General features: G+C 69.4%; 28 protein-coding genes and 1 pseudogene. 15 read left to right on the plus strand and 14 right to left on the minus strand.

Translation table 11 applies throughout. The annotated features are described in order from the left end of the window. Positions 1–227: 227 nt before the first annotated feature. A complete protein-coding gene (locus DFR72_RS25215; protein ID WP_090066927.1) occupies positions 228–830 on the plus strand; it encodes a DUF305 domain-containing protein in 603 nt (200 codons plus the stop codon). 51 nt (positions 831–881) lie between these two features. Here the strand turns inward: DFR72_RS25215 and DFR72_RS25220 are convergent, their stop codons facing one another. Beyond that, positions 882–1,208, minus strand: coding sequence for an antibiotic biosynthesis monooxygenase family protein (locus DFR72_RS25220; RefSeq protein WP_030477998.1), 327 nt, complete (start codon positions 1,206–1,208; stop codon positions 882–884). A gap of 79 nt (positions 1,209–1,287) precedes the next feature. Between DFR72_RS25220 and DFR72_RS25225 the strand changes: the two genes are divergently transcribed. Further along, positions 1,288–1,878: a TetR/AcrR family transcriptional regulator gene (locus DFR72_RS25225; protein ID WP_090066928.1), complete on the plus strand. Its 591-nt coding sequence runs from the start codon at positions 1,288–1,290 to the stop codon at positions 1,876–1,878. Here DFR72_RS25225 and DFR72_RS25230 read toward each other — a convergent pair. Together DFR72_RS25230 and DFR72_RS25235 are read right to left on the minus strand one after the other, a co-directional pair. Next, positions 1,871–2,695 (minus strand): SDR family NAD(P)-dependent oxidoreductase, encoded by an 825-nt coding sequence (locus DFR72_RS25230; protein ID WP_090066929.1) that lies wholly within the window; start codon positions 2,693–2,695, stop codon positions 1,871–1,873. The genes DFR72_RS25225 and DFR72_RS25230 overlap by 8 nt on opposite strands. A 3-nt stretch (positions 2,696–2,698) precedes the next feature. Then, positions 2,699–3,607, minus strand: a complete 909-nt coding sequence (locus DFR72_RS25235) for an SDR family NAD(P)-dependent oxidoreductase (RefSeq protein ID WP_090066930.1) — start codon at positions 3,605–3,607, stop codon at positions 2,699–2,701. Between the two features lie 70 nt (positions 3,608–3,677). On the opposite strand from DFR72_RS25235, the gene DFR72_RS25240 reads away from it, so the two are divergent. The 5 genes from DFR72_RS25240 to DFR72_RS25260 all read left to right on the plus strand — a co-directional run bounded on the left by DFR72_RS25240 (position 3,678) and on the right by DFR72_RS25260 (position 8,051). After that, positions 3,678–4,586, plus strand: a complete 909-nt coding sequence (locus DFR72_RS25240; RefSeq protein WP_090066931.1) for a LysR family transcriptional regulator — start codon at positions 3,678–3,680, stop codon at positions 4,584–4,586. A gap of 78 nt (positions 4,587–4,664) precedes the next feature. After that, positions 4,665–5,558, plus strand: a complete 894-nt coding sequence (locus DFR72_RS25245; RefSeq protein ID WP_090066932.1) for an ABC transporter ATP-binding protein — start codon at positions 4,665–4,667, stop codon at positions 5,556–5,558. After that, a complete protein-coding gene (locus DFR72_RS25250; RefSeq protein WP_090066933.1) occupies positions 5,542–6,267 on the plus strand; it encodes an ABC transporter permease in 726 nt (241 codons plus the stop codon). The genes DFR72_RS25245 and DFR72_RS25250 overlap by 17 nt, the downstream gene beginning before the upstream one ends. Before the next feature lie 9 nt (positions 6,268–6,276). Beyond that, positions 6,277–7,431 (plus strand): sensor histidine kinase, encoded by a 1,155-nt coding sequence (locus DFR72_RS25255; protein WP_090067102.1) that lies wholly within the window; start codon positions 6,277–6,279, stop codon positions 7,429–7,431. Further along, positions 7,428–8,051, plus strand: a complete 624-nt coding sequence (locus tag DFR72_RS25260; RefSeq protein WP_090066934.1) for a response regulator — start codon at positions 7,428–7,430, stop codon at positions 8,049–8,051. The genes DFR72_RS25255 and DFR72_RS25260 overlap by 4 nt, the downstream gene beginning before the upstream one ends. A gap of 218 nt (positions 8,052–8,269) precedes the next feature. On the opposite strand, the gene DFR72_RS25265 is transcribed toward DFR72_RS25260, so the two are convergent. From DFR72_RS25265 to uraH, 10 genes are all read right to left on the minus strand, one after another. Then, entirely contained in the window at positions 8,270–9,535 is a 1,266-nt protein-coding gene (locus DFR72_RS25265) for a hypothetical protein (protein ID WP_090066935.1), read from the minus strand. A 117-nt stretch (positions 9,536–9,652) separates the two neighbouring features. After that, complete coding sequence (locus DFR72_RS25270; protein ID WP_090066936.1) at positions 9,653–10,021, minus strand: allophanate hydrolase-related protein; 369 nt, start codon at positions 10,019–10,021, stop codon at positions 9,653–9,655. A gap of 106 nt (positions 10,022–10,127) precedes the next feature. Then, positions 10,128–11,078, minus strand: coding sequence for an XdhC family protein (locus DFR72_RS25275; RefSeq protein WP_090066937.1), 951 nt, complete (start codon positions 11,076–11,078; stop codon positions 10,128–10,130). 60 nt (positions 11,079–11,138) lie between these two features. Further along, positions 11,139–12,545 (minus strand): NCS2 family permease, encoded by a 1,407-nt coding sequence (locus tag DFR72_RS25280; RefSeq protein WP_090066938.1) that lies wholly within the window; start codon positions 12,543–12,545, stop codon positions 11,139–11,141. Positions 12,546–12,705: 160 nt separating this feature from the next. Continuing rightward, positions 12,706–13,167, minus strand: a complete 462-nt coding sequence (locus tag DFR72_RS25285) for a nucleoside deaminase (RefSeq protein ID WP_177224573.1) — start codon at positions 13,165–13,167, stop codon at positions 12,706–12,708. A gap of 29 nt (positions 13,168–13,196) precedes the next feature. After that, complete coding sequence (locus DFR72_RS25290) at positions 13,197–15,383, minus strand: molybdopterin cofactor-binding domain-containing protein (RefSeq protein WP_090066940.1); 2,187 nt, start codon at positions 15,381–15,383, stop codon at positions 13,197–13,199. Beyond that, positions 15,380–16,732, minus strand: coding sequence for an 8-oxoguanine deaminase (locus DFR72_RS25295; protein ID WP_090066941.1), 1,353 nt, complete (start codon positions 16,730–16,732; stop codon positions 15,380–15,382). Before DFR72_RS25295 ends, DFR72_RS25290 begins: the two co-directional genes overlap by 4 nt. Continuing rightward, complete coding sequence (locus tag DFR72_RS25300; protein ID WP_090066942.1) at positions 16,729–17,190, minus strand: (2Fe-2S)-binding protein; 462 nt, start codon at positions 17,188–17,190, stop codon at positions 16,729–16,731. Before DFR72_RS25300 ends, DFR72_RS25295 begins: the two co-directional genes overlap by 4 nt. Continuing rightward, on the minus strand, positions 17,181–18,041 hold the full coding sequence (locus tag DFR72_RS25305; protein ID WP_090066943.1) for an FAD binding domain-containing protein: 861 nt from the start codon (positions 18,039–18,041) through the stop codon (positions 17,181–17,183). The genes DFR72_RS25300 and DFR72_RS25305 overlap by 10 nt, the downstream gene beginning before the upstream one ends. Positions 18,042–18,043: 2 nt before the next feature. Then, positions 18,044–18,358 carry a hydroxyisourate hydrolase gene (gene uraH, locus DFR72_RS25310; RefSeq protein WP_090066944.1) on the minus strand — a complete coding sequence of 105 codons (315 nt, stop codon included), beginning with the start codon at positions 18,356–18,358 and terminating at the stop codon, positions 18,044–18,046. A 128-nt stretch (positions 18,359–18,486) separates the two neighbouring features. On the opposite strand from uraH, the gene DFR72_RS25315 reads away from it, so the two are divergent. From DFR72_RS25315 to DFR72_RS25335, 5 genes are all read left to right on the plus strand, one after another. Beyond that, complete coding sequence (locus DFR72_RS25315) at positions 18,487–19,926, plus strand: PucR family transcriptional regulator (RefSeq protein ID WP_090066945.1); 1,440 nt, start codon at positions 18,487–18,489, stop codon at positions 19,924–19,926. Between the two features lie 9 nt (positions 19,927–19,935). Further along, positions 19,936–20,190 carry a hypothetical protein gene (locus DFR72_RS25320; RefSeq protein WP_143086771.1) on the plus strand — a complete coding sequence of 85 codons (255 nt, stop codon included), beginning with the start codon at positions 19,936–19,938 and terminating at the stop codon, positions 20,188–20,190. A gap of 66 nt (positions 20,191–20,256) precedes the next feature. Beyond that, positions 20,257–20,580: a hypothetical protein gene (locus DFR72_RS25325; RefSeq protein WP_143086772.1), complete on the plus strand. Its 324-nt coding sequence runs from the start codon at positions 20,257–20,259 to the stop codon at positions 20,578–20,580. A 51-nt stretch (positions 20,581–20,631) separates the two neighbouring features. Further along, a complete protein-coding gene (locus tag DFR72_RS25330; protein WP_143086773.1) occupies positions 20,632–21,366 on the plus strand; it encodes a hypothetical protein in 735 nt (244 codons plus the stop codon). Positions 21,367–21,484: 118 nt separating this feature from the next. Then, entirely contained in the window at positions 21,485–22,327 is an 843-nt protein-coding gene (locus DFR72_RS25335) for a helix-turn-helix domain-containing protein (RefSeq protein ID WP_090066949.1), read from the plus strand. A gap of 144 nt (positions 22,328–22,471) precedes the next feature. Here DFR72_RS25335 and DFR72_RS45670 read toward each other — a convergent pair whose 3' ends face one another. Next, on the minus strand, positions 22,472–22,612 hold the full coding sequence (locus DFR72_RS45670) for a hypothetical protein (protein ID WP_170176386.1): 141 nt from the start codon (positions 22,610–22,612) through the stop codon (positions 22,472–22,474). Positions 22,613–22,735: 123 nt separating this feature from the next. Between DFR72_RS45670 and DFR72_RS47765 the strand changes: the two are divergent. From DFR72_RS47765 to DFR72_RS25345, 3 genes and pseudogenes are all read left to right on the plus strand, one after another. Next, a pseudogene (locus DFR72_RS47765) lies at positions 22,736–22,858 on the plus strand (DddA-like double-stranded DNA deaminase toxin); the annotation flags it as partial. Between the two features lie 41 nt (positions 22,859–22,899). Next, complete coding sequence (locus DFR72_RS25340; RefSeq protein WP_170176387.1) at positions 22,900–23,337, plus strand: Imm1 family immunity protein; 438 nt, start codon at positions 22,900–22,902, stop codon at positions 23,335–23,337. Between the two features lie 118 nt (positions 23,338–23,455). Continuing rightward, positions 23,456–24,355, plus strand: a complete 900-nt coding sequence (locus tag DFR72_RS25345; protein ID WP_090066951.1) for an NHL repeat-containing protein — start codon at positions 23,456–23,458, stop codon at positions 24,353–24,355. Positions 24,356–24,512: the final 157 nt, after the last annotated feature.

Below are 24,512 nucleotides of genomic sequence, written 5' to 3' on the forward strand. Positions count from 1 at the left end.
CTCTGCGACGCCGGGCCGTTGCGCTTGAAGTCACAGCTGTACCCCCTCGGTACGGGTTGGTGAGGGGGAGTATGACCCTTTCGCCTTGCTAAGGGCCAGCTTCTTTCGGAGGGTTCTGCACACTTTGTCCACAGTCGAAAAGCCGGACAAAGCAGTCGATCACCTGTTCGACCGGGTCGCTCGCCGGAGTGGCGCCCGCCGTGACGGCGAACTGTATTGTCCGGAGCATGCGTTCTGGGGTCGTGGTCATCGTGGCGGCATTCGCCCTGCTGGCAGGCTGTACGTCGGAGCCGGGTGCGGCACCGGTCATCGCGCCGGACACGCCCGGCGGCTCGGCGCCGACCGTGGCGCCGTCGGACGTGACCGGCAGGATCCCGCCGCCGCCGAACGACGCCGACCGCGAGTACGTGGCGATGATGATCGCCCATCACGAGCAGGCCCTCGCCATGACGAGGTTCGCTCCCGACCGCGCGCAGAACGAGACGGTGAAGGGCCTGGCGGACCGCATCCGCTTCAGCCAGGAACCCGAGATCGGCGCCATGAAGCAGTGGCAGCGCACGTTCAACGCCATCGGGACGCACGGTGACCACGGCTCGATGCCGGGCATGGCCACGCAGGACCAGTTGAACGCCCTGGGCGCCGCGCGCGGCAAGGACTTCGACCGGATGTTCCTCGAGCTGATGATCAAGCACCACGAGGGTGCGATCAAGATGGCGACCGACGTGCGCGGGGCCGGCACCAACGTCCAGGTCGAGGAGATGGCCGACGACGTCGTCGCCACGCAGGACGACGAGATCAAGCGGATGAAGAAGCTGCTGACGGAGCTGTGAGACGGCCGCGGGCCTCGGCGGTGTCGGCTGGCCCGGGCGCTCGTAGATCTCCTACTCGGTGCGCTGCCGGGGCAGAACCATGTCTTCGGCGTGCGTGAACCGCTCCGGCTCGTTGCCCGTGACCAGGCGCGCGATCGTGCGGTGGCCCTTGTGCGCCTCGCGGAACGCGTCGGAGGCGACCCAGGCGCGGAAGGCCTCTTCGGACTCGAACTCGTTGACCGAGACGTACGGCTGGTCGTCCTGGGTCGGCTTGAGCAGCGTGCTGCGCAGCAGGCCGGGGACTCCGGGCAGGTGGGTGCGCATGTTGCCGCGGAAGTACCGCTCGAACTCCTCGGACATGTCCGCGTTCACGAACATCCGGTTGGTCGCGATGAACATCCTGGCCTCCTGATCCCGACGCTCTGTCGGGAACTATTCCAACTCCCCGTCGGGAAATCAAGCGCGATACGATCCCGATGTGCCGAGGATCAGCGCAGACACCGTGGCGGAACACCGCGCCAACCGGTTGCGTGCCCTGCTGGACGCCGGGCGGGACATTGTGGCGACCGAGGGAGCGGAGGCGCTGACGCTCGCGTCGCTCGCCAGACGTGTCGGGTTGTCGCGGCCGAGCCTCTACGAGTACTTCCGGTCGCGTGAGGAACTGGTCGCCGCGATCGTGTCCGACGCGCTGCCGGAGTGGGCGGACAAGCTGGAGGACGCGGTCAACAGCGCGTCCTCCGTGCCGGCGAAGATCGAGGCGTACCTGCGCACCGAGCTCGCGATCATCACCGACGGCAGCCACGGCGCGGTGGTGGCGTTGTCCGCGCACACGCTGCCGGACTCGTCGCGCGAGCAGATCCGGGCCGAGCACGAACGGTTGCTGGCGCCGCTGGTCGGTGTCTTCAGGACGGCCGGGGTGGAGCGGGCGCCGTTGCGGGCGATGCTGGTGCACGCGATGGTCGAGGCGACGTCGCGGATGATCACGCCGGGTCGCACCGAGCACAACGAGGCGGTCATCCGGACGTTGCTCGACCAGGTGGTGCACGGGCTGGACAAGCCCATCAGCTGAACGGCACGACCTCGCCGTGGCGGACGAGCTCGCCGTAGTGCCGCGGTTCGAGCGGGTCGAGTGCCAGGTCCAGCAACGCCGTCGCGGCCTGGGCCGGGGTCGGAGCGGTGCTGACGTCCCACCACAGCGCGGACGTGGGCGTGTTGATCATCCCCGGGCACACCGCGGCGACCAGGACTCCTCTGGCCAGGTCGGTTTCACGGCGTTCCTGCGCTAGCACGCGCACGGCGGCGACCTGGCCGATCTTGGACGGGATGTTCGCGAAACCCGGCCACGCCCCGGCCCTCGCCCTGCCGTCCTTCACCTCGTCGCGCCAGTGGGCGATCTGCTCGTCCACCTCGTCCAAAGAGGACGGTTCGGTGAACCGCCTGTGCAGCACCGGTGCCAGCTGGCGCAGGGTGCCGAGCGAACTGGCGACGACGATCAGCCTGCCGTTGTCGTTCAGGAGAGGTGCGAAGGCTCTCAGGAGCCTGGTGGTGCCGAAGTTGTTGACCTCGGTGTAGGTGTCGATGAACGCGGGCGGGTCGTCGCGGGGGCCGACGCGCATGACGGCGTTGCCGAAGACGATGTCGACGCCGCCATGCCGTTCTTCCAGCTGTGCGGCGAGTTTCGCGGCGGCGCCCGGATCCGCGACGTCGAGGAGTTCGCCGCGGACCTCGGCGCCGTTGCCGGGAACGTGCTGCACGGCGGCGGCGACCTTCTCGGCGTCCCTGCCGGTGAGGTAGACGGTGTCGGTGGGCCGCAGGCGTTGTGCGAGCCCTTCGACCAGTGCCAGGCCGAGGCCCTGGGTGGCGCCGGTGACGAGCGCGATCGTCATGCCTCAGGCCTTCGCGAGGAGGGTTTCGGAGTACGTCCAGAGGCGGGCCGCGTTGTCCGGGTCGACGGCGTAGCGGGCGACGCCGTGCAGCGGAGGGGCCTCGTCCGGGTGGTCGACGGTCGGCGTCTCGTTGCAGTCGTCGAAGTAGCGCCCGCCGACGCCCTCCAGCAACGGTGAGGTGGCCAGCAGCACCGACGTCGCCGCGCCCTGCTCCGGCGTCTTGATCGTGGAGAGGTCGACGTCGCTCTCCTTGATGCCGAGGTGGGCCGACAGCTTCGTGAAGATCGCGCCGGGCATGGCGGCGTTCACCGTGATGCCGTCCCCGGCCCAGCGGCGGTTCGCCTCGACGGTGAACAGCACGTTGGCGGTCTTGCTCTGGCCGTAGGCGGTCCACGGGTCGTAGGTGCGGAACGCGTAGTGCACGTCGTCGAAGACGACCGGCGAGAGCATGTGGCCGGTGGAGGTGAGGACGACGACGCGCGCGTTGCCCGCGGCCCTGAGCGCCGGGTGCAGGCCGGTGGCGAGCGCGAAGTGGCCGAGGTGGTTGGTGGCGAACTGCCACTCCCAGCCCTGCTCGGTGTACCGCTCGGGGACGGCCATGACGCCGGCGTTGGCGATGAGGACGTGCAGCGGGCCGTCCCACGCGCGGACGAACGCGTCCACGGAGGCGAGGTCGGTCAGGTCCAGCTCCGCGACGCGGACGTCGCCACCGATGTCCCGCGCGGTCTTCTCGCCCGCGGCGACGTCGCGGACGGCCAGGGTCACCTCGGCGCCCCGCCCGGCCAGCGCCCGCGCCGTCTCGACGCCGATGCCGGAGGCCGCGCCGGTCACGACCACGCGCTTCCCGGTCAGGTCGATGCCTTCGGCGACCTCGGCGGCGGTGCTGCTGAATCCGAACTGAGTTTTGATCACGCTTCCACGCTAGGCCGCTCGGAGGCATGCGGGTAGCGAGAGATTCTCATCTGGGGTATGCGTAGACCTCATGGCCCTGACCGATGCGTCGCTGGTGGCGCTGCGAGTGTTCCGCGAAGTCGCCGAGCGTGGCACCTTGACCGCGGCGGCGACCGCGCTCGGCTACACGCAGTCCGCCGTGTCGCGGCAGATCGCGGCCCTCGAACGTGCGGCGGGCGCGGAACTGCTGGAACGGCGCCACGACGGGGTGCGGCTCACCCCCGCCGGGCGGCTCGTGCTGCGGCGTGCGGCCGTCGTGGTGGACCAGGTCGACGCGGGTGCCCGTGAGCTCGCGGGCCTGCCGGAGGACGTGAGCACCATCAGGCTCGGCTGGATCGCGACGGCCGGCGCGTGGATGGTCCCCCGCGCGCTGACGGCGCTGGCACGCACGCATCCGTCGATCACCGTGGTCACGCGCGAAGGGAGCACGCCGGCGTTGGTGCGTGCGTTGCGGGCGGGCACCTTGGACATCGCGTTGATCTCGTCGGCGCCGCCGTTCCGCGCACCTGACGACGAGACGCCGCCGCTGGCGGTGGACACCCTCGTCGAACGCAGCCTGCGTGTGGCCGTGCCCTCCACGCATCCGCTGGCGCGCAACGACTTCATCGACGTCGCCGACCTGCGGGGCCAGCGGTGGATCTCGGGCCCCGGCGACCAGTGGGTGATGGGGGTCTGGCCGGGGCTCGACGAACGGCCCGTCGTCGCCCACACGGCGCGGGACTGGCTGGCGAAGCTGCACCTGGTCGCGGCGGGGCTCGGCATCACGACGATCGCCGCGTCGCTGGTGGCCGTCGCGCCCGCGGGAGTGCGGATCCTGCCGGTGCGGGGCGGGCCCGCCGAGCAGCGCCGCACCATGCTCGCGCGGCTGCCCGGACCCGTGCCGGAGCCGGTGGCACGCCTGGCCGCCGCGTTGCGGGCCGCCGTTCTGGAGACCGAGTAGCGGCATCAACCGATCGGTTGATCCGGGTCCCGCCCGTTGTTCGATGATCTTCGCTCGCCGCTGGCCGAGGCTGGGGACATGGCGATCATCGAAGTGCGCGACCTCGGGAAGAGGTACGGGCCCCGCGTGGCGGTGGACTCCGTGTCGTTCGAGGTGGCCGAGGGGGAGATCTTCGGGGTCCTGGGGCCGAACGGGGCGGGCAAGACGACGACGGTCGAGTGCGTGTCGGGGCTGCGGACACCGGACCGGGGGACCGTGTCGGTACTGGGGCGGCGACCGGCCGACGTCCGCGCGTCGATCGGCGTGCAGCTGCAGGCCTCGGAGCTGCCGGAACGGATGCGGGTCAGCGAGGCGCTGGCGTTGTTCTCGTCGTTCTACCCGTCGCCGGTCGACTGGTCCTCGCGGCTGGGCCTGGTGCCGCACCTGAAGGCGGAGTTCGGGCAGCTGTCCGGCGGGTTGAAGCAGCGGTTGTCGATCGCGCTCGCGCTGATCGGGTCGCCGCGCATCGCGGTCCTGGACGAGCTGACGACGGGGCTCGACCCGCAGGCGCGGCGGGACACCTGGTCGGTGATCGAGGACGTGCGGTCGGCCGGCGTGACGATCCTGCTGGTCACGCACTTCATGGAGGAGGCGGAACGGCTCTGCGACCGGGTTGCGGTGTTTCGCGCCGGCCGGATCGTCGCGCTGGACACACCCTCCGCCCTCGTGTCGCGTGTGGACGGTGCCACTCGGGTGCGGTTCGTGCCGTCCGCCGCGCTGGACGTGTCGTTGCTGGAGGCGCTGCCGGAGGTCACATCGGTGTCGTCGGCAGGAGAGCAGCTCGTGGTCAGCGGGTCGGAGAACCTGCTGCACGCGGTGACCTCCCTGCTGGCACGGCGGCAGGTCGTGGCACGCCAGCTCCGCGTCGACCAGGTCTCACTGGACGACGCCTACGTCGAACTGACCGGGGGTCGTGATGTTGAAGATCATTGAGATCGAGGCGCGGTTGTTCGTCCGCGATCGGCTGAACTCGTTGTTCGCGCTGGTGTTCCCCAGTGTGCTGTTGCTGGTGCTGGGAGCGATCCCGGCGTTGCGGACGCCCGATGAGAACTTCGGCGGGCAGCGGTTCATCGACAGCTACGTGTCGGCGCTGGTCGTGTTCACGCTGGCGTTCATCGGGTTGCAACGCCTGCCCGCGGTCGTGGCGACCTACCGGGAGAAGGGCGTGCTGCGGCGGCTGTCCACCACGCCCATGCACCCGGCGCGGTTGCTGGCCGGGCAGATGGTGGTCAACTTCGCCGCGGTGATCTTGTCGGTGCTGCTCCTCATAGTCGTGGGGTACGTCGTTTTCGGCGTCGACCTGCCTCACCACCCCCTCGGCCTGGCGTGTGCCGTGGTGCTGGGAGGCGCGGGCACGTTCGCGCTGGGCCTGGTGATCGCCGCTCTGGCCCCGAACGCGCGTTCGGCCGGTGGCTGGGCGACGGTGGTGTTCATGCTGCTGATGTTCTTCGGCGGTGTGTACCTGCCGCGGTTCATGCTGCCTTCGGCGATTCAGGCGATCGGTTCGTACACGCCTCCCGGTGTGGAGGCGCTGCAACAGGCGTGGCTCGGCACCGCGCCGGACTGGAGGCATCTCGCGATCATGGGGCTGGTGAGCCTCGTGGCAGGTACCGTCGCGGCCAAGACCTTCCGCTGGGAGTAGTTCGTGGACATGGTCGCGTTGGACAGGTGGGAACGCAGGCTCGTCTCGATCGCCCGCGTGATCCCGTACTTCGTGCTGACCGTGACGACCGTGTTGTACTCGATCTTCACCACGCAGTCGGTGCCGGAGCGCTGGTTCACCTACGGCGTCGTGGCGTTCGGTTTCGTGTGGATGTTGTGGTGGTTCACGCTGCATCCCGCGTGGCACCGCAGGCCGGAGCTCATGGCCGTGTTCGTCGGTGGCATGGTCGTGTTCTACGGCGTGCTCGGCTTGCAGGAGCACTGGTTCGGCGCGGTGTCGTACGCGGTCTACATCCACGCGAGCGAGGTCCTGCGCGGCCGCTGGATGTTCTTCGTGGTGGCGGTGACGGCCGGGCTGGCGACGCTGTCGTTGTTCGGCGGCTACCCGCCCGCCGGCGAGGAGGCGGCGTTCTGGTTGCTGCTGCTCATCTTCGTGGTGGTGGCGTGCACCTTCACCTACGTAGGCCACGTGACGACGGAGCAGTCCAGGCTGCGCAAGGAACTCCTCGAGGAGAACGAGGGCCTGCACGCCCAGTTGGTGGTGCAGGCGCACGAGGCGGGTGTGCAGGACGAACGCCACCGCATGGCCGGCGAGATCCACGACACCCTGGCCCAGGGCCTGGCGGGCATCATCACGCAGCTGTCGGCGGCCACGGCCACCGACTGGGAACGCCGCGTGGCGGTGGCCGCGGAACTGGCGCGCGAGAACCTGGCCGAGGCCCGCCGCTCGGTGCACGCCCTGCGTCCACCGGCCCTAGACTCGGCGGCGCTGCACGAGGCATTGGACGACGTGGCGTCGGGCTGGTCGAAGCACAACGGCGTGCCGATCTCGGTCACGCTGACCGGAGCCGTGCGCGAAACGCACCCGGAGGTGGAGGTCGCGTTGCTGCGCACCGCGCAGGAGGCCCTGGCGAACGTGGCGAAGCACGCCTCGGCGTCCCGGGTCGGCCTGACCCTGTCGTACATGGAGGACGTGGTGACCCTGGACGTGCGCGACGACGGAGTGGGCTTCGACCTGGCGGTCCCGTCCGACGGCTTCGGCCTGCCCGCGATGCGCCACCGCGTGCACCGCCTGTCCGGCGCGTTGTTCGTGGAGTCCGAACCGGGCGCGGGCACGGCGATCTCGGCGCGGGTGCCCGCGTGATCCGCCTCGTCATCGTCGACGACCACCCGGTCGTCCGCGACGGCCTGCGCGGCATGCTGTCCACCGGCGACTTCGAGGTGGTGGGGGAGGCCGCGTCCGGAGACGAGGCGGTCGCCGTCGTCACGGCGGTGTCGCCGGACGTGGTGCTGATGGACCTGCGCATGCCGGGTTCGGACGGCGTGTCCGCGATCGAGCGGCTGCGCGACCACCCGTGCCGCGTCCTGGTGCTCACCACCTACGACACGGACCGAGACGTGCTGCCGGCCATCAAGGCGGGTGCCACCGGCTACCTGCTGAAGGACACCCCGCGCGACGAACTGCAACGCGCCATCCGCGCCGCGCACGCGGGCGAGGCGGTGCTGTCGCCCGCCGTGGCCACGAGGCTGCTGGGCCAGGTGCGCGAGCCCGCGCTGGAACCGCTGTCCACAAGGGAGCTCGACGTGCTGGCGCTGGTGGCCAAGGGATCGACGAACCGGGCGGTGGCGGCGGCGTTGTTCATCAGTGAGGCGACGGTGAAGACCCACCTGCTGCACGTCTACGCCAAGCTGGGGGTGTCGGACCGGGCCGCGGCCGTCGCCGTGGCGTACGAGCGCGGGCTGCTGAGAGGGGCCGGACGCTGACGTCCCGCTGATCTGGTCGATGCGAGCCCGGAAACGGGCCCTCGGCGGAGACCGGAGCGCGGAGACCGCAAGGCGAGGACCATGCGGCGGGACCACTTCGGTTGGTCCCGCCGCCTGCGGCAACTCCCCCTTGCCAGTGGCACCCCCCGATGCCACTCCCTCACCCCTCGCGATGAAGGAACTCCCGCCAGTCTCCGAGATACGAGAAACCGTCGGGATCACTCGTTCGGAGTAGTCCAGAGCTCGTCGACCATGGATTTCGCCGTGTCGGTGAGTTGCTGGCCGCCGAAGCGGCCGATGCGCGTCCACGGGCCGAGGCTCACCTCGTAGACGGGCGTGTCCCACGCCTCGGGGTGGGTGAGGTAGCCGAGGTAGTTGTTGGCGTACCCGATGGGCAGCACCGTGCGGTCGTCGTCGGACATCGACTTCAGCTCGAAGCCGAGTTCCACGAACGGCTCACCGGGCAGGCCGGCGAGAGCGAGTCCGCCGATGCGCAGCACCTGCACCTCGGCGTCGATGGGGTCGGTGCCGCGATCGATGGCGACGAGGACCTCCTCGGTGTCCTGCACCAGTTGCGTGAGCTGGACGATCTCGGTCCTCGGGGCGCCGCGGTCGACGGCGTCCGCGAGTGCGCGCCGGCGGTCGATCAGCTCGGCCTCGAAGGGCCCCCGGTCCGGCAGGCTGCGGGAGGCGACCTGGACGGTGCGCTGGGCGGCCGTCACCGGGCCGGTGAGTTCGGTCTCTCCGGGGATGTCGAGCGCGGTCTGAGCGAGGTACATGCCCATGCGCTCGTTGTGCGCGAACAGGTTGCGGATGACCTCGAAGTCCGGGTTGTTCTCCTCGTCGAACCTGGAACCGTCGTGCGTGAGCGGGTCGGGCGGCGGCGCCTGGTTGCCGGCCGCGCCGGGCAGGAACAGCGCGGCCTGGCAGTGCGGTTCGCTGAGCTCGATCATCGCGGACGTGACGCCGGGGAAGTCGGCCGAGACGTACGGCTGCACCTGCACGTACACCGGGTGCGTGGTGAAGTGGTAGAGGACGGTGCTCCACTCGTCGCCCTGCAGCCGCACGACGGTGACCTCGGGGTCCTCCGGCGGGGCACCGGGGTAGACGTGGCTGTTGCGGTTGATGGCCAGCGTGCCGCGCAACACCTCGCCCGTGCCGACCGTCACGGTCACCGGCCGCCGGCTCTCGACGGCTTCGCGTGCGGCCTGGACGATCCTGTCGCGGAACGTCGCCAGCCAGTCCTGGTCGGGAAACGGCCGGAAGTCGGCCGTCTCCGGGCTGGAGTGCGTGTGGGAGCTGGCGATCATGACGTGCGTGGGTGGCACACCGGTCTGCTGCTGAATGCGCCCGCGGACCTCGGCGGTGAAGTCGCGGCCCGGCCCGAGGATGCTGTTGTTGATGCCGAGTGAGTCGACGGCGATCACGATCACGGTCTCCCCGTTGGTGATCGCCGTGGCACGGACGAACAGCGGATCGTGCACTCCGAGGAACAGCGAATGCCGCGGTTGACCACCTAAGTAGGGAGCTGTTGAAGGCGGCGTCACATCTACTTTCGCCGAACCGGCCTGGAATTGCATGACTTCACCCCTGTACCTGGATTACCTGTACAAGTGCAGGTTCCAGTCGCCCAGATGTGAGATGTCCGTGAGATCGCCCGAATGGAGGAACTCGTTCCTGAGCACGGTGGCGAGCGCGGCGCCACCGTCCTCGAGCTCGACGACCCCGATTTCCAGCTCGGCGGGCTCGGCGGGGATCAGGTGGTCGCGCAGCACCGTGAGCGGGAGGTCGTACAGCTCACCGACGACCTGTGCCCTGCCGGAGGCGTGCATGGCGGGGAACTCGTCGCGGACGGAGAAGTAGCGGTACTTCGGCGCGCTCTTCACCCGGCCGAGCATCGGAGTGCCCTGGAGCTGGCCGTGAAGGGGCCCACCCTGCATGCCGCCGCCGTTGAGAAAAATAAGTGTCATTCTCTTCTGACCTCGGGTTCTCGAGTGGGGTCTGATTGTGAAAGGTGTGCCAGCCTGCGGTTTCTCTCCGAGTGAACGGTCCGTTCACACCCAGTTGCCGAAATGATCAGGAACTTGTTGGGAGACAATTTCGTTGCGCCAGGAGGAAGCGCGCGGGGGTGCGGTGGATCGGGGTGGTGAGGTCGCTCAGCGGTAGACCGGTGCCGCCGTGCCTGAGTGAGACGAGCTCGGCGGCGATCGACACCGCGGTCTCCGCGGGGCTGCGGCCGCCCAGGTCGAGGCCCACGGGGGAACGCAGCCGCGCCAGCGACGCCTCCGGAACCCCTTCCGAGCGCAGGCGTTCGAGCCTTTCGGCGTGGGTGCGGCGGGAGCCCAGGGCACCGACGAACGCCAAAGGCCTGGACAGGGCCTCCACCAGTACGGGGATGTCGAACTTCGGGTCGTGCGTCAGCACCACGACGGCGGTCGAGTCGTCGGTGTGGGTGGAGGCGAGGTAGCGGTGCGGCCAGTCGACGACCACGGAATGTGCTGCGGGGAAACGGGAAGAAGTGGCGAACACGGGGCGTGCGTCGCACACGGTCACGTGATAGCCGAGAAAGCGTCCGATCTCGGCCACCGCGGCGGCGTGGTCGATGGCGCCGAACACCAGCAGGCGTGGCGGCGGCATCCACGACTCGGTGAACACCCTGCCCTCCGCCTCGAAGCGCACCGACACCGGGCTCCCGTCGGCAGAAGCCTCCAAGGCCGCGCGCAGCGAAGGGGAATCGCGTTGCACCAGCACGTCCAGTGAGCCGCCGCAGGTGAGGCCGACCGCGAACGCCGTGTCGTCGGAGTACCCGAACGAGGCGAGTGCGGGCACGCCCGACTCCAGGACCTGGCACGCCAGGTCGTGGACCTCGGCCTCCACGCAGCCGCCGGACACGCTGCCGATCACCTCGCCCGAGGGTCCGACGGCCATCGCGGCGCCGACCGGTCGCGGCGCACTGCCGCGCACGGCCACCACCGAGGCGACCGCGAACCGGTCCCACGCCAGCAATGTCGGCGCCAGGTCACGCATCGAGCCCTCCAGAGGTCTGAGAAGAGCTCGGCCGGGTGGCCGCCCGGCCGAGCCCCCTGGTCACTTGCCGCTGATCAGGTCCACGCCGAAGTACACGGCGAACATCAGGGCGAGGCCGGTCATCAGCCAGCCCGGCCAGCGGCCCTTGCAGACGCGCAGCACGACGTAGGACACGAGGCCCGCGCCGATGCCGTTGGTGATCGAGTAGGTGAACGGGATGATGGCGATGGTCAGGAAGACCGGGATCGTGTAGTCCGTTTCCTGCCAGGGGATCCGGCGGATCTGGGTCATCATCAGGCCGCCGATCACCACCAGCGCCGGGGCCGCCGCCTGCGCGGGCACCACCGTCGCCAGCGGCGTGAAGAGCAGTGCCACCAGGAACAGACCGCCGGTCACCACCGAGGCCAGGCCGGTTCGGGCGCCTTCGCCAACGCCCGCGGCCGACTCCAGGAACACGGTGTTCGGGGCGGACCCCGTGACGCCACCGGCGATCGCGCCGGCGCCGTCGACCACCAGGATCTTGCCCATGCCCTCGACCTTGCCGTCCTTGGTCAGGCCCGCCTCGTCGGAGACCGACGTGATCGTGCCCATGGCGTCGAAGAAGCCGGACAGCACCAGCGTGAACAGGAAGATCGTCGCCGCGATCACGCCGGCGGACACGAAGCCGCCGAACAGGTCCACCCGCCCGAACAGGCCGAAGTCCGGCGAGCTGACCACGGAGTCGGGCAGCGACGGGGTCACGAGACCCCAGCCCTCGACGTCGAACGCGGCGTTCACGCCGATGGCGACGACGGTGGCCACCACGATGCTGATCAGCACGGCACCGGGCACGCCGCGCGCCAGCAGCACGATCATCAGCAGCAGGCCGAGGCAGAAGATCGCGATCGGCCAGCCGCTCAGGTGGCCGTCGACGCCCATCCGCACCGGCACCGTCGAGTGCGCCGCGTCCGGTGTGCGGGTCACGAAACCGGCGGAGACCAGTCCCACCAAAGCGATGTAGAGCCCGATGCCCACGGTGATCGCGATCTTCAACGGCTCCGGGATCGCGTTGATGATCCGTTCGCGGACGCCCGAGGCGGCCATGACCACGATGCAGATGCCTTCCAGCACCACCAGACCGAAGGCCTGCGCCCACGTCATCGTCGGTGCCATCTGGAAGGCCACCACGCCGTTGACGCCGAGACCGGCGGCGATGGCTAGGGGAGCGTTGCCGACGAGTCCCATGAGGACGGTCATCACACCGGCGGCGAGCGCCGTCGCCGTGGTGATCTCGGCGATGGTGAGCTTGGCGCCGGTGATGTCCGCGGACGCGCCGAGGATCAACGGGTTCAGCAGCACGATGTACGACATCGCGACGAACGTGGTGATACCGCCGCGCACCTCGCGTCCGAACGTGCTGCCGCGCTCGGTGATGCGGAAGAACTGGTCGAACGACGAGGACGTCGGTCGGCTCCGTAACTGGGTCATTGAAGGACGGCCTTTCCCATGCCGGTGGGCGCGTTCCAACGCCGGAACGCGTTTGAGACAGCTCCGGTCAGCGATCAGGCTTGTGGCCCTTTATTGCGCGGCCAGCGCTCCTCCGGGGGCACGCCGCTCATGGACTGGTTGCTCGTGAACAAACACAGCCTTAGTAATCGATCCGAGTTGCGAGTGACGTCCACGCGGTGAACGGGGCGTTGTCCTCACCAGTGGAGATCTGATGTACCGGCAAGTCCCACTCACTGCGGGGCTTGCTGAACAGCTCGTAGAACTCCCGGTCGTCGAAACCCGCCGCCGCCGCGTCGTCGCGGTCGGCGGCGTAAATGACCTTGTCCACCCGCGCCCACAGCGCGGCGGACAAGCAGAGGGGACACGGCTCGCACGAGGAGATCAGCGTGCAGCCGGTCAACTTGAAGTCACCGAGGGCCTGGCAGGCCGCGCGGATCGCGACGACCTCGGCGTGGGCGGTGGGGTCGAGGTTCGGCGTCACCTGGTTCACGCCGGTGGCGATCACCTCGCCGTCACGGACGATCATCGCGCCGAACGGCCCCCCGCCGGAGGCCACGTTGCGGGTGGCCAGGTCGATGGTGGCGAGCAGATGTGCGTTCACGGCAGACAACTCCAGGGATCAAGCACAGATCAGGTACCGGTGAGGTGTTCCGGGCGGACCGGGACGCGGGTGAGCGCCAGGCCGGTCGCCGCGCGGATCGCCGCCACGATCGCCGGGGTCGACGAGATGGTGGGCGGTTCGCCGACGCCCCGGATGCCGTACGGGGCATGGGGATCGGCGAGCTCGAGCACGTCGATGCTCATCGGCGGCATGTCGAGCACGGTGGGGATGAGGTAGTCGGTGAAGGACGGGTTGCGGACCTTGCCGCCGGAGGTCTGGATCTCCTCCATCACCGCGAGGCCGAGGCCCTGGGCGGAACCGCCCTGGATCTGGCCGACCACGGCCTGCGGGTTGAGCGCCTTGCCGACGTCCTGCGCGCAGTCGAGCGACACCACGCGCACCAGGCCGAGGTCGACGTCCACGTCGACGACGGCGCGGTGGGCGGCGAAACCGTACTGGACGTGAGCGTTGCCCTGTCCGGTGACGGGATCGAGAGCTTCGGTCGCACGGTGACGCCACTCGGTGGTCTCGTCGATCACCTCGTCGCCGATGTCGGTACGGCCTGCCAGGCGATCGAGCACGATCGCGCACGCGGCCTTCACCGCGCCGCCGGTGACGTACGTCTGGCGCGAGGCCGAGGTCGAGCCACCGTTGCCGATCGTGGTGTCCATCGGCAGCACGGTCACGCGCTCGATGCCGAGCTCGGTCCGCACGATCTGCTGCATGATCGTCACCAGGCCCTGGCCGACCTCACACGCGGCGGTGTGCACCGCCGCGGCCAGCGAGCCGTTGACCATCGAGACCCGGACGCGCGCGGTCGAGTAGTCGTCGTAACCCTCGGAGAAGCAGATGTTCTTGATGCCGACCGCGTAGCCGACGCCGCGGACGACGCCCTCGCCGTGCGTGGTGTTCGAGACGCCACCGGGCAGCTCGCGGATGTCCGAGGACGTCCCGGCGGGCAACGGTTTGTCCTGCACCAGCTTCAGCAGCTGCGCGACGGGCGCGGCCGAGTCGACGACCTGACCGGTCGGCATCACCGAGCCTTCGGTCATCGCGTTCCGCACGCGGACGTCGACCGGCGACATGCCCAGCGCCTCCGCCAGCTTGTCCATCTGGGACTCGTAGGCGAAACCTGCCTGCACAGCACCGAATCCGCGCATCGCGCCGCACGGCGGGTTGTTCGTGTAGAGGCCGTAGGCGTCGATCGTGACGTTGTCGACCTCGTACGGGCCGACGCCCAAAGTAGCCGCATTGGCCACAACAGCGGGCGTTGAGGACGCGTACGCGCCGCCGTCGAGGTACATCTTCGTGCGGACGTAGACCAGCTTGCCGGTGTGGTCGGCGCCGTGCTCGTAGTACAGCACGGCCGGGTGCCGGTGCACGTGCCCGTAGAACGACTCTTCGCGGTTGTAGACCATCTTCACGGGCTTGCCGGTGTGCAGGGCCAGCAGGCACGCGTGCACCTGCATCGACAGGTCCTCGCGGCCACCGAACGCACCGCCGACGCCGGACAGCGTCAGCCGCACCTGCTCCTGCGGCAGGCCCAGCGCGGCCGCGATCTGGTCGCGGTCGACGTGCAGCCACTGCGTCGCGACGTAGAGGTCCACCGAGCCGTCGGTGGCCGGCACCGCGAGCCCGGACTCCGGCCCGAGGAACGCCTGGTCCTGCATGCCGACCTCGTACCGCCCGGTCACCACGACCTCGGCCTGGACGTCCTGCGAGCCGCGCCGGATCGGCACGTGCCGCACCAGGTTGCCGCCGGGGTGCAACGGGGTGTCGTCCGCGGCGGTCTCCATGTCCACGACGGGTTCGAGCACGTCGTAGGTCACGACGATCTTCTTCATCGCCCGCAGCGCGGTCTCCGGGTGGTCGGCGCCGACCAGCGCGACCGGTTCACCCTGGTAGCGCACGACGTCCACGGCCAGCACCGGCTGGTCCTTGTGCTCCAGCCCGTACAGGTTGCGGCCGGGTACGTCCGAGTGCGTCAGCACCGCGTACACGCCCGGCACCTTCAACGCCTCCGTCAGGTCGACCGACGTGATGCGGGCGTACGGGTGCGGCGAACGCAGCGTCGCGCCCCAGATCATGTCCTCGTGCCACAGGTCGGACGAGTAGGCGAACTCGCCGCGCACCTTCAGGTTGCCGTCCGGGCGCTGCGGCGACGTCCCGATGCCACCCGACACCGCGGAGGTCAGTTCGGCGGGAGTGAGGGTCATCGCGCAGCCTCCTGGAGCTTGGCGCTGGCCGCGGAGAGGTCACGGGCCAGCTCGTCGGTCGACGCCGTCAGCAGGACACCGTCCCGCACCACGACCTCACCGCCCACGATCAACAGTTTCAACGGCGGGGGAGTGCCGAGCACCAGTGCCGCCACCGGGTCCGCGATCCCCGCGTAGTCCATTCCGGACAGGTCCCACACGGCGAGGTCGGCGACCTTGCCCGGCTCGATCGAGCCCAGCGAGTCCGCCCGGCCCAGCACCTGCGCGCCGCCCATCGTGCCCATCCACAACGCCTTGCGGGCGTCCATCGCACCCGGTCCGCCGCGCTGCCGCGCCTGGTACAGGGCCGACCGCAGCTCGACGACCAGACCACCGTCCTCGTTGGACGCGGCACCGTCGACCCCGAGGCCGACCGGCGCACCGGCGTCCAGCAGGTCGCGGACCGGAGCGATCCCGGTGCCCAGCCGCCCGTTGGACGTCGGGCAGTGCGCGGACCCGGTCGAGGTGGCCCCCAGCCGTTTCACCGCGCCGGCGTTGAGGTGCACGGTGTGCGCGAGCCACACGTCCGGCCCCAGCCAGCCGAGTTGCTCGGCGTACTCGGTCGGCGTGCACCCGTTCTCCGCCAGGCACTGCTCTTCCTCGTCCATCGTCTCGGCGAGGTGCGTGTGCAGCCGGACACCGTGACGACGAGCCAGGGAGGCGGCCCCGGTCATGAGTTCGCGCGACACCGAGAACGGCGAGCACGGCCCCACGGCCACCCGGACCAGGGCATCGCCGGCCGTCGAGTGGTAGTCGCCGATCGCCTGCTCGGTCGCGATCAGCGCGGCCTCCGTCTCCTCGACCAGGTTGTCCGGCGGCAGCCCGCCGTGCGACTGGCCGCGGTCCATCGAGCCGCGGATCGCTTCCAGGCGGATGCCGATCCTGCGTCCCGCCGACACCAGCGCGTCGAACACGTCACCGCCACCGGACGGGAAGACGTAGTGGTGGTCGGCGGCCAGCGTGCAGCCCGTCAACGCCAGCCGCGCGAGCCCGGCCGACGCCGCCGCGTGCGTCACGGCGTCGTCCAGCCCGCGCCACACCGGGTACAGCGCGGTCAGCCACTCGAACAGCGTGGCGTCGGTCGCGAGACCGCGCGTCGCCCACTGGTACAGGTGGTGGTGGGTGTTGATCAGACCTGGCGTGACCAGGCACGACGACGCGTCGACGTAGGTGTGCGACTCGGAGGGCCGAGGAGCCGCACCCGAACCGACGGACTCGACGCGTCCGCCGTCGATCACGACGTGCCCGGACAGGTGCTCGGTCCCGGCCTCGTCCACAGTGGACACCGCGCAGCGGTCGAGGACGATCATCGGCGCGACGCCGCCAGTCGCACGGCGTCCAGGATCTTCTCGTACCCCGTGCAGCGGCACAGGTTCCCGGCCAGCGCCTCGCGGATCTCCGGATCCGACGGGTTCGGCACGCGGTCCAGCAGGTCGTGCGCCTGCACCACGAGACCCGGCGTGCAGAACCCGCACTGCACCGCGCCCGCCTCGACGAACGCCTCCTGCACCGGGTCGAGCTGGTCGCCGTCGGCCAGCCCTTCGACCGTGCGCACCTCCCGGTCCTGCACCTGCCCGGCCGCGACCAGGCACGCGCACACCGGCACGTTGTCCAGGTACACCGTGCACGAACCGCATTCGCCCTGCTCACAGGCGTTCTTCGAGCCGGGCAGCCCGAGCCGCTCGCGCAGCACGAACAGCAGCGACTCGCCTTCCCACACGTCGTCGGCCTGGCGCTGCTCGCCGTTGACCGTCACGTTCACGCGCATGCCCGCTCCCCGTCCACAAGTTCCTGCCAGGCCCAGCCCAGCGTCCTGCGTGCCATCACCGCGAGGGCGTGCTTGCGATACGCCGCCGACCCTCGCACGTCGTCGATCGGTGACGCCGCCCGCGAGACCAGCTCGCCGAACTCGCGCTTCACCGAGTCGAGCAACGGCTTCGGGTTCTTGAAGTCCAGTGCCGAAGCCAGGAACTGCTCGGCCTCGTGCGCCCGGCGTGGTGTGGGAGCAGCGGAACCGACCGCCGCGCCCACCCGGTTCTCGTCGGGGAACAGTGCAATGCCGAACGAGCACACCGCGATCACCATGGCGTTGCGCGTGCCGACCTTCGAGAACTGCTGTGGCCCCTTGGCAGGCTTCAGGTGGACCGCCACGATCAGTTCGTCGGGCTCCAGCGCGTTCCGCTTCACCCCCAGGTAGAACTCGGCGGCCGGGATCATCCGGGTACCGCGCACGGAGGCCACCTCGATGACGGCGTCCGACGCCAGCAGCACCGGGTGCGTGTCCCCGGCGGGGGAGGCGGCGCCGAGGTTGCCGCCGACCGTGCCGCGGTTGCGGATCTGCGGCGACCCGACCGTCCGCGAGGCCATGGCGAGGCCCGGCAGCTGAGCGCCCAGTTCGTCGATGATCCGCACGTACGGCACGCCGGCACCGACCCGCAGCCCGTCTGAGCACTGCTGGAGCTCGGGGATCCGGGTCAGGTCGAGCAGGGCGGAGGGCCGGCGGTGGTCGTAGTTCAGCTCCACCATGACGTCCGTGCCGCCGGCGATCGGCACGGCGTCAGGACGCTGGGCTTTCAGCTCCAACGCCTCCGCAAGCGTTTCCGGTCGAAGGAAGTCCATGGTCAGCTACCTCGGTAGGTGGAGTAGGCGAACGGCGACAGCAGCAACGGCACGTGGTAGTGCTGCGCCGGATCGGAGTAGTCGAAGGTGAGCACGACCTCGGGGAAGAACGGCGCCGCTTCCGCCGTGTCGAACACCAGCCGGTAGACCCCGGCCTCCAGACCGTCACCCCATCCGGTGATCCGGCCATCGGTGTTCGTCTCGGCGTTCGCCACCTCGGTCCCGTCGCGCCGCTGCAACGACACGGCGATACCGGCGAACGGCCTGCCTCGTGCCGCGTCCAGCACGTGCGTGGAGATCGTCACTCGCCCTCCCATCTGGTTGTGAGCCAGTACACAGACCCACTGTGTCCCTGAGCTACGGCCGCGTTACATGAATCGCCAGGCTCCTACACACCGTGAATTTGTGCTTTCCTACAAACACGAATGGACGAAAGTGACCTGTCATGTTGCTGCTGCGGACGTTGCTGCAGATGCCGGAACTGCGCCTGAGCCTGCACACCGGTGAAGACCAGCTCGACCGCACCGTCACCCGCGTGTACGGAACGGAGCTGCCCGACCCCAGCCGGTACCTGTCCGGAGGGGAGCTCGTGCTGTCCGGCCTGCTCTGGCACCACGGCCCGGAGGACTCCGAGACGTTCGTCCACTCGCTCGCCTCGGCCCGAGTCGCCGGCCTGGCCGCGTCCGAGACCGAGAACCGCGAGCTGCCCGGCGACCTGGTCGACGCCTGCGTCCGCCACCACGTGCCGCTGCTCGAAGTCCCCGTCGACCTCTCGTTCGCGACCATCACCGAACGCGTCTCGATGGAACTGGTGGGCCTCTCCCGCCACCGCCGCCTGCTGAACGTCGTGGCGGAGGGCTCCGGCCTCCCCGCACTGCTGCTCGCCGGTGCCCACGAACTCGGCGCGTCCTGCTGGGTGCTGTCCACGGCGGGCCGCGTCGTCGCGGGCGGCGAACTGCCCGACCGGCTCACGCTGGTCAAGGAGTTCCTGCAGGCCGACCGCCTCCCGAAGACGGTCAAGGGCGTCACCCTCGTGCCCGTCTCCGAACGCGGCGGCAACCGGCTCACCAGCTGGATCCTCGTCGTGGGCGGCTCGGTGCAACCGGAGGCCGCCGCCGAGCTCGCCTCACTGGTCGCGCTGGAGAGGCTGCGCGAGGCGCAGGGCAGGCAGATCGAGAACCGCACCGCCGCACCCCTCGTCTCCGCCGTGCTGAGCGGCTCGGCCGACCTGGAGTCCCGGCTGGCGGCGGCCGGCCTGGAACGCGCCCAGCTGCGCGTGATCAGCGCGGTGACGTCCGACCAGCGAGCCGACCTCGCGGCGGCGGTGCTGGAGGAGGCGCTGCCCCAGGCCCTCGTGACCCCCGTCGGCGACACCGTCTACGCGGTGGCCGTGGCCGGCGACGCCCAGCCCGACGACCTCCGCGAGGCGATGCGCGTCATGGAACCGGGCCTCGGCTCGTCCCGCGTGCTCGTCGGCATCAGCTCGCCGGTGGGGTCCCGCGGCCTGCGCGGCGCAGCAGAAGAAGCCACGCACGCGCGCCGCCTGGGAGAGCGCCGTGGCGGCCGCACGTGTGTGGTGGCGGGCGAGGAGATCGCGCTGCACCAACTGCTGCTCGCGGGCGTGCCGGAGGAGCTGCGCACTTCGTTGCGCCGACGGCTCCTCGGGCCCGTGCTGGACTACGACGCCGAGCACGGGTCGGATCTCGTGGGCACGCTGAAGGTGTTCCTGGACTGCTCCGGCTCGTGGACGGCGGCGGCTGCCCGGTTGCACGTCCACGTGAACACGTTGCGGTACCGGGTGGGGCGCGTGGAGGAACTGCTCGGCACGGACCTGGCGGGGTTCGAGGCGCGCGTGGACCTCTTCCTGGCGTTGCAGGCGGGGTAGCTTGGGCTGGTGCCCGATCATCGGCCGATCGAACGAATCGCGGCCGACCTCCGTCGTGTGCGCCGGGTGCGGGCCGGGTTCGAGCCCGGCGCGTCGGCGGCCAATAAGATCGGTGCGCGTCAGGCGTACGACGCGCTGCTCGTGCAGGCGTGCGATGCGCTGGGTGTCGAGCACCGGCTGGGTTCCTTGCCAGAAGGCATGGATCGCGAGATCGAGCGGTTGCGGGTCGAGGAGCGCTTGAGGGACCACGGCTTGTCAGTCTGACGGCTGATGCCGTTCGAGCCTTCAGGCTGATGCTCGGGCACACCCCCGCTTCCTACTGTTCGGGCCATGAAGACCGCCGCTTTACTCGTGGGCCTGCTGCTGGCCGGGATCACCGGCTGTGCGGTAGCGCCCAGCATCCGCGTGGTGGTCGAGGGAACGGGCACGACCGATCGGCTCACCTACGCGTTCCCCGGCGAGGAGGAACGCACGCTGCGCAACCCCGATCTGCCGTTCGAGCGCATGGGCAAGCGCAAGGGGCGGGTCGTCGTGCGGCTCGAGGGAGTGCACGGCGAGCTCACGTGCAAGATCATCATCAACGGCCGGCAGGTGCGGTCGTCGACGTCTCGCACTGGTGCCGCACTCACCTGCGATCACTCGATGGCCGTCTGATGTAAGACGAGGAAAGCCCGTAGCTTCAACGTGTCGGGGAGGTACGGGTTGATGAGTGACGTGCTGGCTGTCAGAGCCGCAGGAGTGATCAGGGGCAGGAACGACGTACCGCCGCGATTCCGGCCACCCGCGCCGCCGCGGCACTTCGTCGGCAGGGACGCGGAGCTCGCGAGCATCAGGGCCGGGGTGACGGTGCTGCACGGCGCGGCGGGGGCGGGTAAGACCGCGCTGGCGTTGAAGTGGTTGCGGGAGAGGGGATCCGGCGATCAGCTGTACCTCGACCTGGCCGCGCACGACCTGGGGCGCGTGCTGCGGGCGTTCGGGTTGAGCGCTGAGCCGGACGACGAACGTGCCGTGTTCCGCAGTCTCGTGCTGCGCCGGCAGTTCACCCTGTTGCTGGACAACGCGGACTCGGCCGAGCAGGTGACGCCGCTGCTGCCCCCGTCGGGCACGGTGCTCGTGACCAGCCGGGTCAGGCTGATCCTGCCGCAGGCGCACGAGATCGCCGTCGGGTCGCTCACCGACGACGGGCGGCTCGGGCCGTTGCTCGACCGGTCCTATGTGGAGCTCCCCGAACGGCAGGCGCGGCTCTACCGGCTCTGCGCGTGGGAGCCGGACACGTTCGGCGTACCGGTGGCGGCGGCCATCGCGGGGGAGTCCGAGTGTGATGTCGAGGACGCGCTGGACGACCTGGTGGAGAAGTCGTTGCTGACCGAGGTGGGGGACGCGTTCCGGTTTCATGACCTCGTGCGTGCCCATGCGCGCGCAAAGCGCTATCAATCGTAAATAGGGTCCACGGCCGTTTAACGCAAAGAGCTTCGTTGAACGAAGTTCGTTGGCGCTGAACGGTTGTCCACACCGGCCCGCCCTTTCGGGAATCCGAATCAGTCATATCCTTCGCGTCATGCCGAAGGATTTCCGGGCCACGACTCTCGAACGCGCCATCGGGCGGCAGCTGGCCGGGTGGCGCGACGAGCGCGAGCTGAGCCTCACCGAGGCCGGTCGGCGCGTGGGCTTCAGCAGCGCCAAGCTGTCCATGATGGAGAACGCGGTGCAGCCGTCGGCGCCCGTGGACGTCATGGCGCTCGGCTACGTCTACCAGGTGCCCACCCCGGAATGGCAGGCCGTGGTGCTGCGCGCGCAGTACGCGGAACAGGTGCGCACGCGCTCGGTGAACAACGGGCCGCATTTCGACCCGGCGGCGGATTTCGTGAACCTGGTGTTCGAGGCGACGTCGCTGCGGGTGTTCACGACCGATCTGGTTCCACCGGTGTTCCAGCTCCCCGGATACGCGAACGCCGTCCTGCAGTCCGACGACCCGGTGCGGACGGCGCGGCTCGCCCTGGTGCGCGAGGCGTGGTCGGCTCGCCTGAACGACAGGGACCCGCTGAGGGTGCGGGCCGTGTTCCCGGAAGCGGTGCTGCGGCACGTGATCGGCGGGCCGCGCGTGATGAAGGCGCAGCTGCTGCACCTGATGGAGGTCAGCGAGCACGAGACGGTGAGCGTGCAGGTCGTGCCGCGCGACGCGGGGGCGTATCCGGCGATGGGGTCGCCCTTCACGTTGCTCGGGTTCCCGCACCGGCAGCACAACGACGTGGCCTACCTGGAGACGTTCATCAAGGGCGAGTACGTCGAGGAGGCGGGGCTGACCGAGGAGTGCGCGCAGCGGTTCGCGGGCCTGCGGAAGATCGCGCTCGGGGAAGGCGAGTCGCTGGAACTCATCGCCGAGGCGGCCGCTGACCTGTAGGGATGTCACACTGCAAGGAGGTGGTACTGCGTTGTGGTTTCGCTTGGAGAGATCGGCGAGAGCCTGAACAGGGTGCTCGACAAAGCGGCGGAGGCCGGCGCCGCCCTTCGAACCGCGGTGGAACTGGCCGAAAATGCGCGGGACCTACTGCAGTCGGCCAGCGGGGGCAGCCTGCAAGCGGATGTCGAAGCCTCGAACGCTCGGTTCACCCAGGCTGTCGACGGCATCGCCGAACTCCATCAGCACCTTGGTGCTGCGGTCGACGGAACCCAGGAGATTCTGCACGGCCTCGAGCTCGGCGGGAGTGTCACAGCACCCCGTCCTTCTGCGCCATCGACCTCAATCCCATTGCCTCAACCAGGTGTTCGCGAACGTGTGGACCAGTTGCGTCGGGCTCTTCCGCCGCCGGTGCAGCCCCGATCAGGGCAGAAGACCCATGGGCGCAAGGGCCGATTCGGATGTGACACGCTGGTTCCGGTAGTGCTTCCGGAAGGCAGCAGCCTGACCGTTCACGGAGTCTCTCCGGACGGCCGGATGATGCAGAAGACCTGTACAGGAGGGGCAGCGGCGCCGTGGAGCTGGAGGTCTGGGGCGAAGAGGGCACCGAAGAAGCGACATTGGTGCACACTTCCGCTGAGTTCGCGGCACTCCTGGAGAAGGCGCGGGCAGTCGACTACCCGATCTTGTTGGAAGTTCTCGACGCTGCTTCGCCTTATCGGGTGATCTTCAACGTGGGGCTGCACGACGGCCTCGGCGTGCTGCGATACGCGGGGGGAGAACATCCCGACGGTGTGTACAGCAGAAATCCGCATCAGATGCGTGATCAGGCTGAGGTGGTGCTGTACTACTACATGAACAGTGATCATGAGTTCCCGGCCAGTGCTCACTACCCCGTCGACGTGGTACTGCGGGCGTGTACCGAGTTCATGGAGACCGGGGGCGCTCGGCCGACTGGTGTCGAGTGGCAGTCCTGGCCCGCGACCGCGACCGCGACCGCGAGTGCGCCGTGACGGCCGCTGACCTGTAGGGATGTCGGGTTCCTGAGAAAACTCCTGTTCGCCGCCCAGCCGGGGAAGGATCAGGGGCGCACACCCCGATCCGAGATATCCCCTCTGGTAAGGAGGCGGCATGTACCGCAGATTCGGTGTCCTGCTCGCGGCGGTCCTGGGCGTCACGCTCACCGCCGCGGCGCCGGCCACCGCAGGCGCGTCAAAGCACTTCCCCACGGAGTTCTCCCTGCCCAACGGGTGGCAACCGGAAGGCATCGCGATCAGTGGCACGACGGCCTACTTCGGGTCGCGGGCCGACGGGTCGATCTACGCGGCGGACCTGCGCACCGGCAAGGGCGAGGTGCTCGCCAAGGGGCCGGGCACGCCGTCGCTCGGTCTGAAGGTCGATGATCGCAAACGGCTGTGGGTCGCCGGTGGCGTCGGTGGCGACGCACGGGTCTACGACACGCGGTCCGGCAGGTTGCTGGCGACGTTCCAGTTCGCGACCGCGGACACGTTCGTCAACGACGTCGTGCTGACCGAGAAGTCGGCGTGGTTCACCGACTCGCGCAAGGCGGTGCTCTACGAGGTGCCGCTGAACCTCAAACCGCACCGCACGCTCGCGCTGACCGGCGACCTCGTCGTCACCCCCGGCGCGACGAACCTCAACGGCATCGTCACCGGGCTCGACGGCGGTCTGATCGTCGTGCAGAGCAACACCGGAAAGCTGTTCAGGATCGATCCGCGGAGCGGGAAATCGGCCGAGATCAATTTGAGCGGTCAAACACTCACCAATGGCGACGGTCTGTTGCGTGAGGGACGTCAGTTGTACGTGGTGCAAAACCGGCTGAACAAAGTCGCGCGCTACACGCTGAGCCGTGATGGCGCGACGCTTGCGGCGGAACGCACGGACGCGCGGTTCGACGTTCCGACGACGGTCGCCGCGTTCGGCAAGCGCCTCTACCTGCCGAATGCCCGCTTCAGCACGCCTCCGACGCCCGAGACGACCTACACCGTCGTCGCGGTCGAGCGTCCGTAGGAGAACGAGCGCCAGAACTAGCCCGTACGGGGGTTCTTGCCTAGTGAGAACCCCTGTACCGGGTGTTGCTCAACTCACTCGACTGGGTAGCCTGCCAACCGCGTACTGCGTGTGATCGCTGTCATTGGGTAACGATGATCTCTCGCCGTAACCTAAT

This window comes from Lentzea flaviverrucosa, assembly GCF_003350445.1.
In the GTDB taxonomy this organism is placed as follows: Bacteria; Actinomycetota; Actinomycetes; order Mycobacteriales; family Pseudonocardiaceae; genus Lentzea; species Lentzea californiensis.

What these genes read in the sequence shown, in the direction of transcription:
- DFR72_RS25215 (WP_090066927.1), top strand. Translation starts at nt 228, where the DNA reads ATGCGTTCTGGGGTCGTGGTCATCGTGGCGGCATTCGCCCTGCTGGCA.
- DFR72_RS25220 (WP_030477998.1), bottom strand. Translation starts at nt 1,208, where the DNA reads ATGTTCATCGCGACCAACCGGATGTTCGTGAACGCGGACATGTCCGAG.
- DFR72_RS25230 (WP_090066929.1), bottom strand. Translation starts at nt 2,695, where the DNA reads ATGACGATCGCGCTCGTCACCGGCGCCACCCAGGGCCTCGGCCTGGCA.
- DFR72_RS25240 (WP_090066931.1), top strand. Translation starts at nt 3,678, where the DNA reads ATGGCCCTGACCGATGCGTCGCTGGTGGCGCTGCGAGTGTTCCGCGAA.
- DFR72_RS25245 (WP_090066932.1), top strand. Translation starts at nt 4,665, where the DNA reads ATGGCGATCATCGAAGTGCGCGACCTCGGGAAGAGGTACGGGCCCCGC.
- DFR72_RS25250 (WP_090066933.1), top strand. Translation starts at nt 5,542, where the DNA reads ATGTTGAAGATCATTGAGATCGAGGCGCGGTTGTTCGTCCGCGATCGG.
- DFR72_RS25255 (WP_090067102.1), top strand. Translation starts at nt 6,277, where the DNA reads ATGGTCGCGTTGGACAGGTGGGAACGCAGGCTCGTCTCGATCGCCCGC.
- DFR72_RS25270 (WP_090066936.1), bottom strand. Translation starts at nt 10,021, where the DNA reads ATGACACTTATTTTTCTCAACGGCGGCGGCATGCAGGGTGGGCCCCTT.
- DFR72_RS25275 (WP_090066937.1), bottom strand. Translation starts at nt 11,078, where the DNA reads ATGCGTGACCTGGCGCCGACATTGCTGGCGTGGGACCGGTTCGCGGTC.
- DFR72_RS25280 (WP_090066938.1), bottom strand. Translation starts at nt 12,545, where the DNA reads ATGACCCAGTTACGGAGCCGACCGACGTCCTCGTCGTTCGACCAGTTC.
- DFR72_RS25290 (WP_090066940.1), bottom strand. Translation starts at nt 15,383, where the DNA reads ATGACCCTCACTCCCGCCGAACTGACCTCCGCGGTGTCGGGTGGCATC.
- DFR72_RS25295 (WP_090066941.1), bottom strand. Translation starts at nt 16,732, where the DNA reads ATGATCGTCCTCGACCGCTGCGCGGTGTCCACTGTGGACGAGGCCGGG.
- DFR72_RS25300 (WP_090066942.1), bottom strand. Translation starts at nt 17,190, where the DNA reads ATGCGCGTGAACGTGACGGTCAACGGCGAGCAGCGCCAGGCCGACGAC.
- DFR72_RS25305 (WP_090066943.1), bottom strand. Translation starts at nt 18,041, where the DNA reads ATGGACTTCCTTCGACCGGAAACGCTTGCGGAGGCGTTGGAGCTGAAA.
- uraH (WP_090066944.1), bottom strand. Translation starts at nt 18,358, where the DNA reads ATGGGAGGGCGAGTGACGATCTCCACGCACGTGCTGGACGCGGCACGA.
- DFR72_RS25315 (WP_090066945.1), top strand. Translation starts at nt 18,487, where the DNA reads ATGTTGCTGCTGCGGACGTTGCTGCAGATGCCGGAACTGCGCCTGAGC.
- DFR72_RS25325 (WP_143086772.1), top strand. Translation starts at nt 20,257, where the DNA reads ATGAAGACCGCCGCTTTACTCGTGGGCCTGCTGCTGGCCGGGATCACC.
- DFR72_RS25330 (WP_143086773.1), top strand. Translation starts at nt 20,632, where the DNA reads ATGAGTGACGTGCTGGCTGTCAGAGCCGCAGGAGTGATCAGGGGCAGG.
- DFR72_RS25335 (WP_090066949.1), top strand. Translation starts at nt 21,485, where the DNA reads ATGCCGAAGGATTTCCGGGCCACGACTCTCGAACGCGCCATCGGGCGG.
- DFR72_RS25345 (WP_090066951.1), top strand. Translation starts at nt 23,456, where the DNA reads ATGTACCGCAGATTCGGTGTCCTGCTCGCGGCGGTCCTGGGCGTCACG.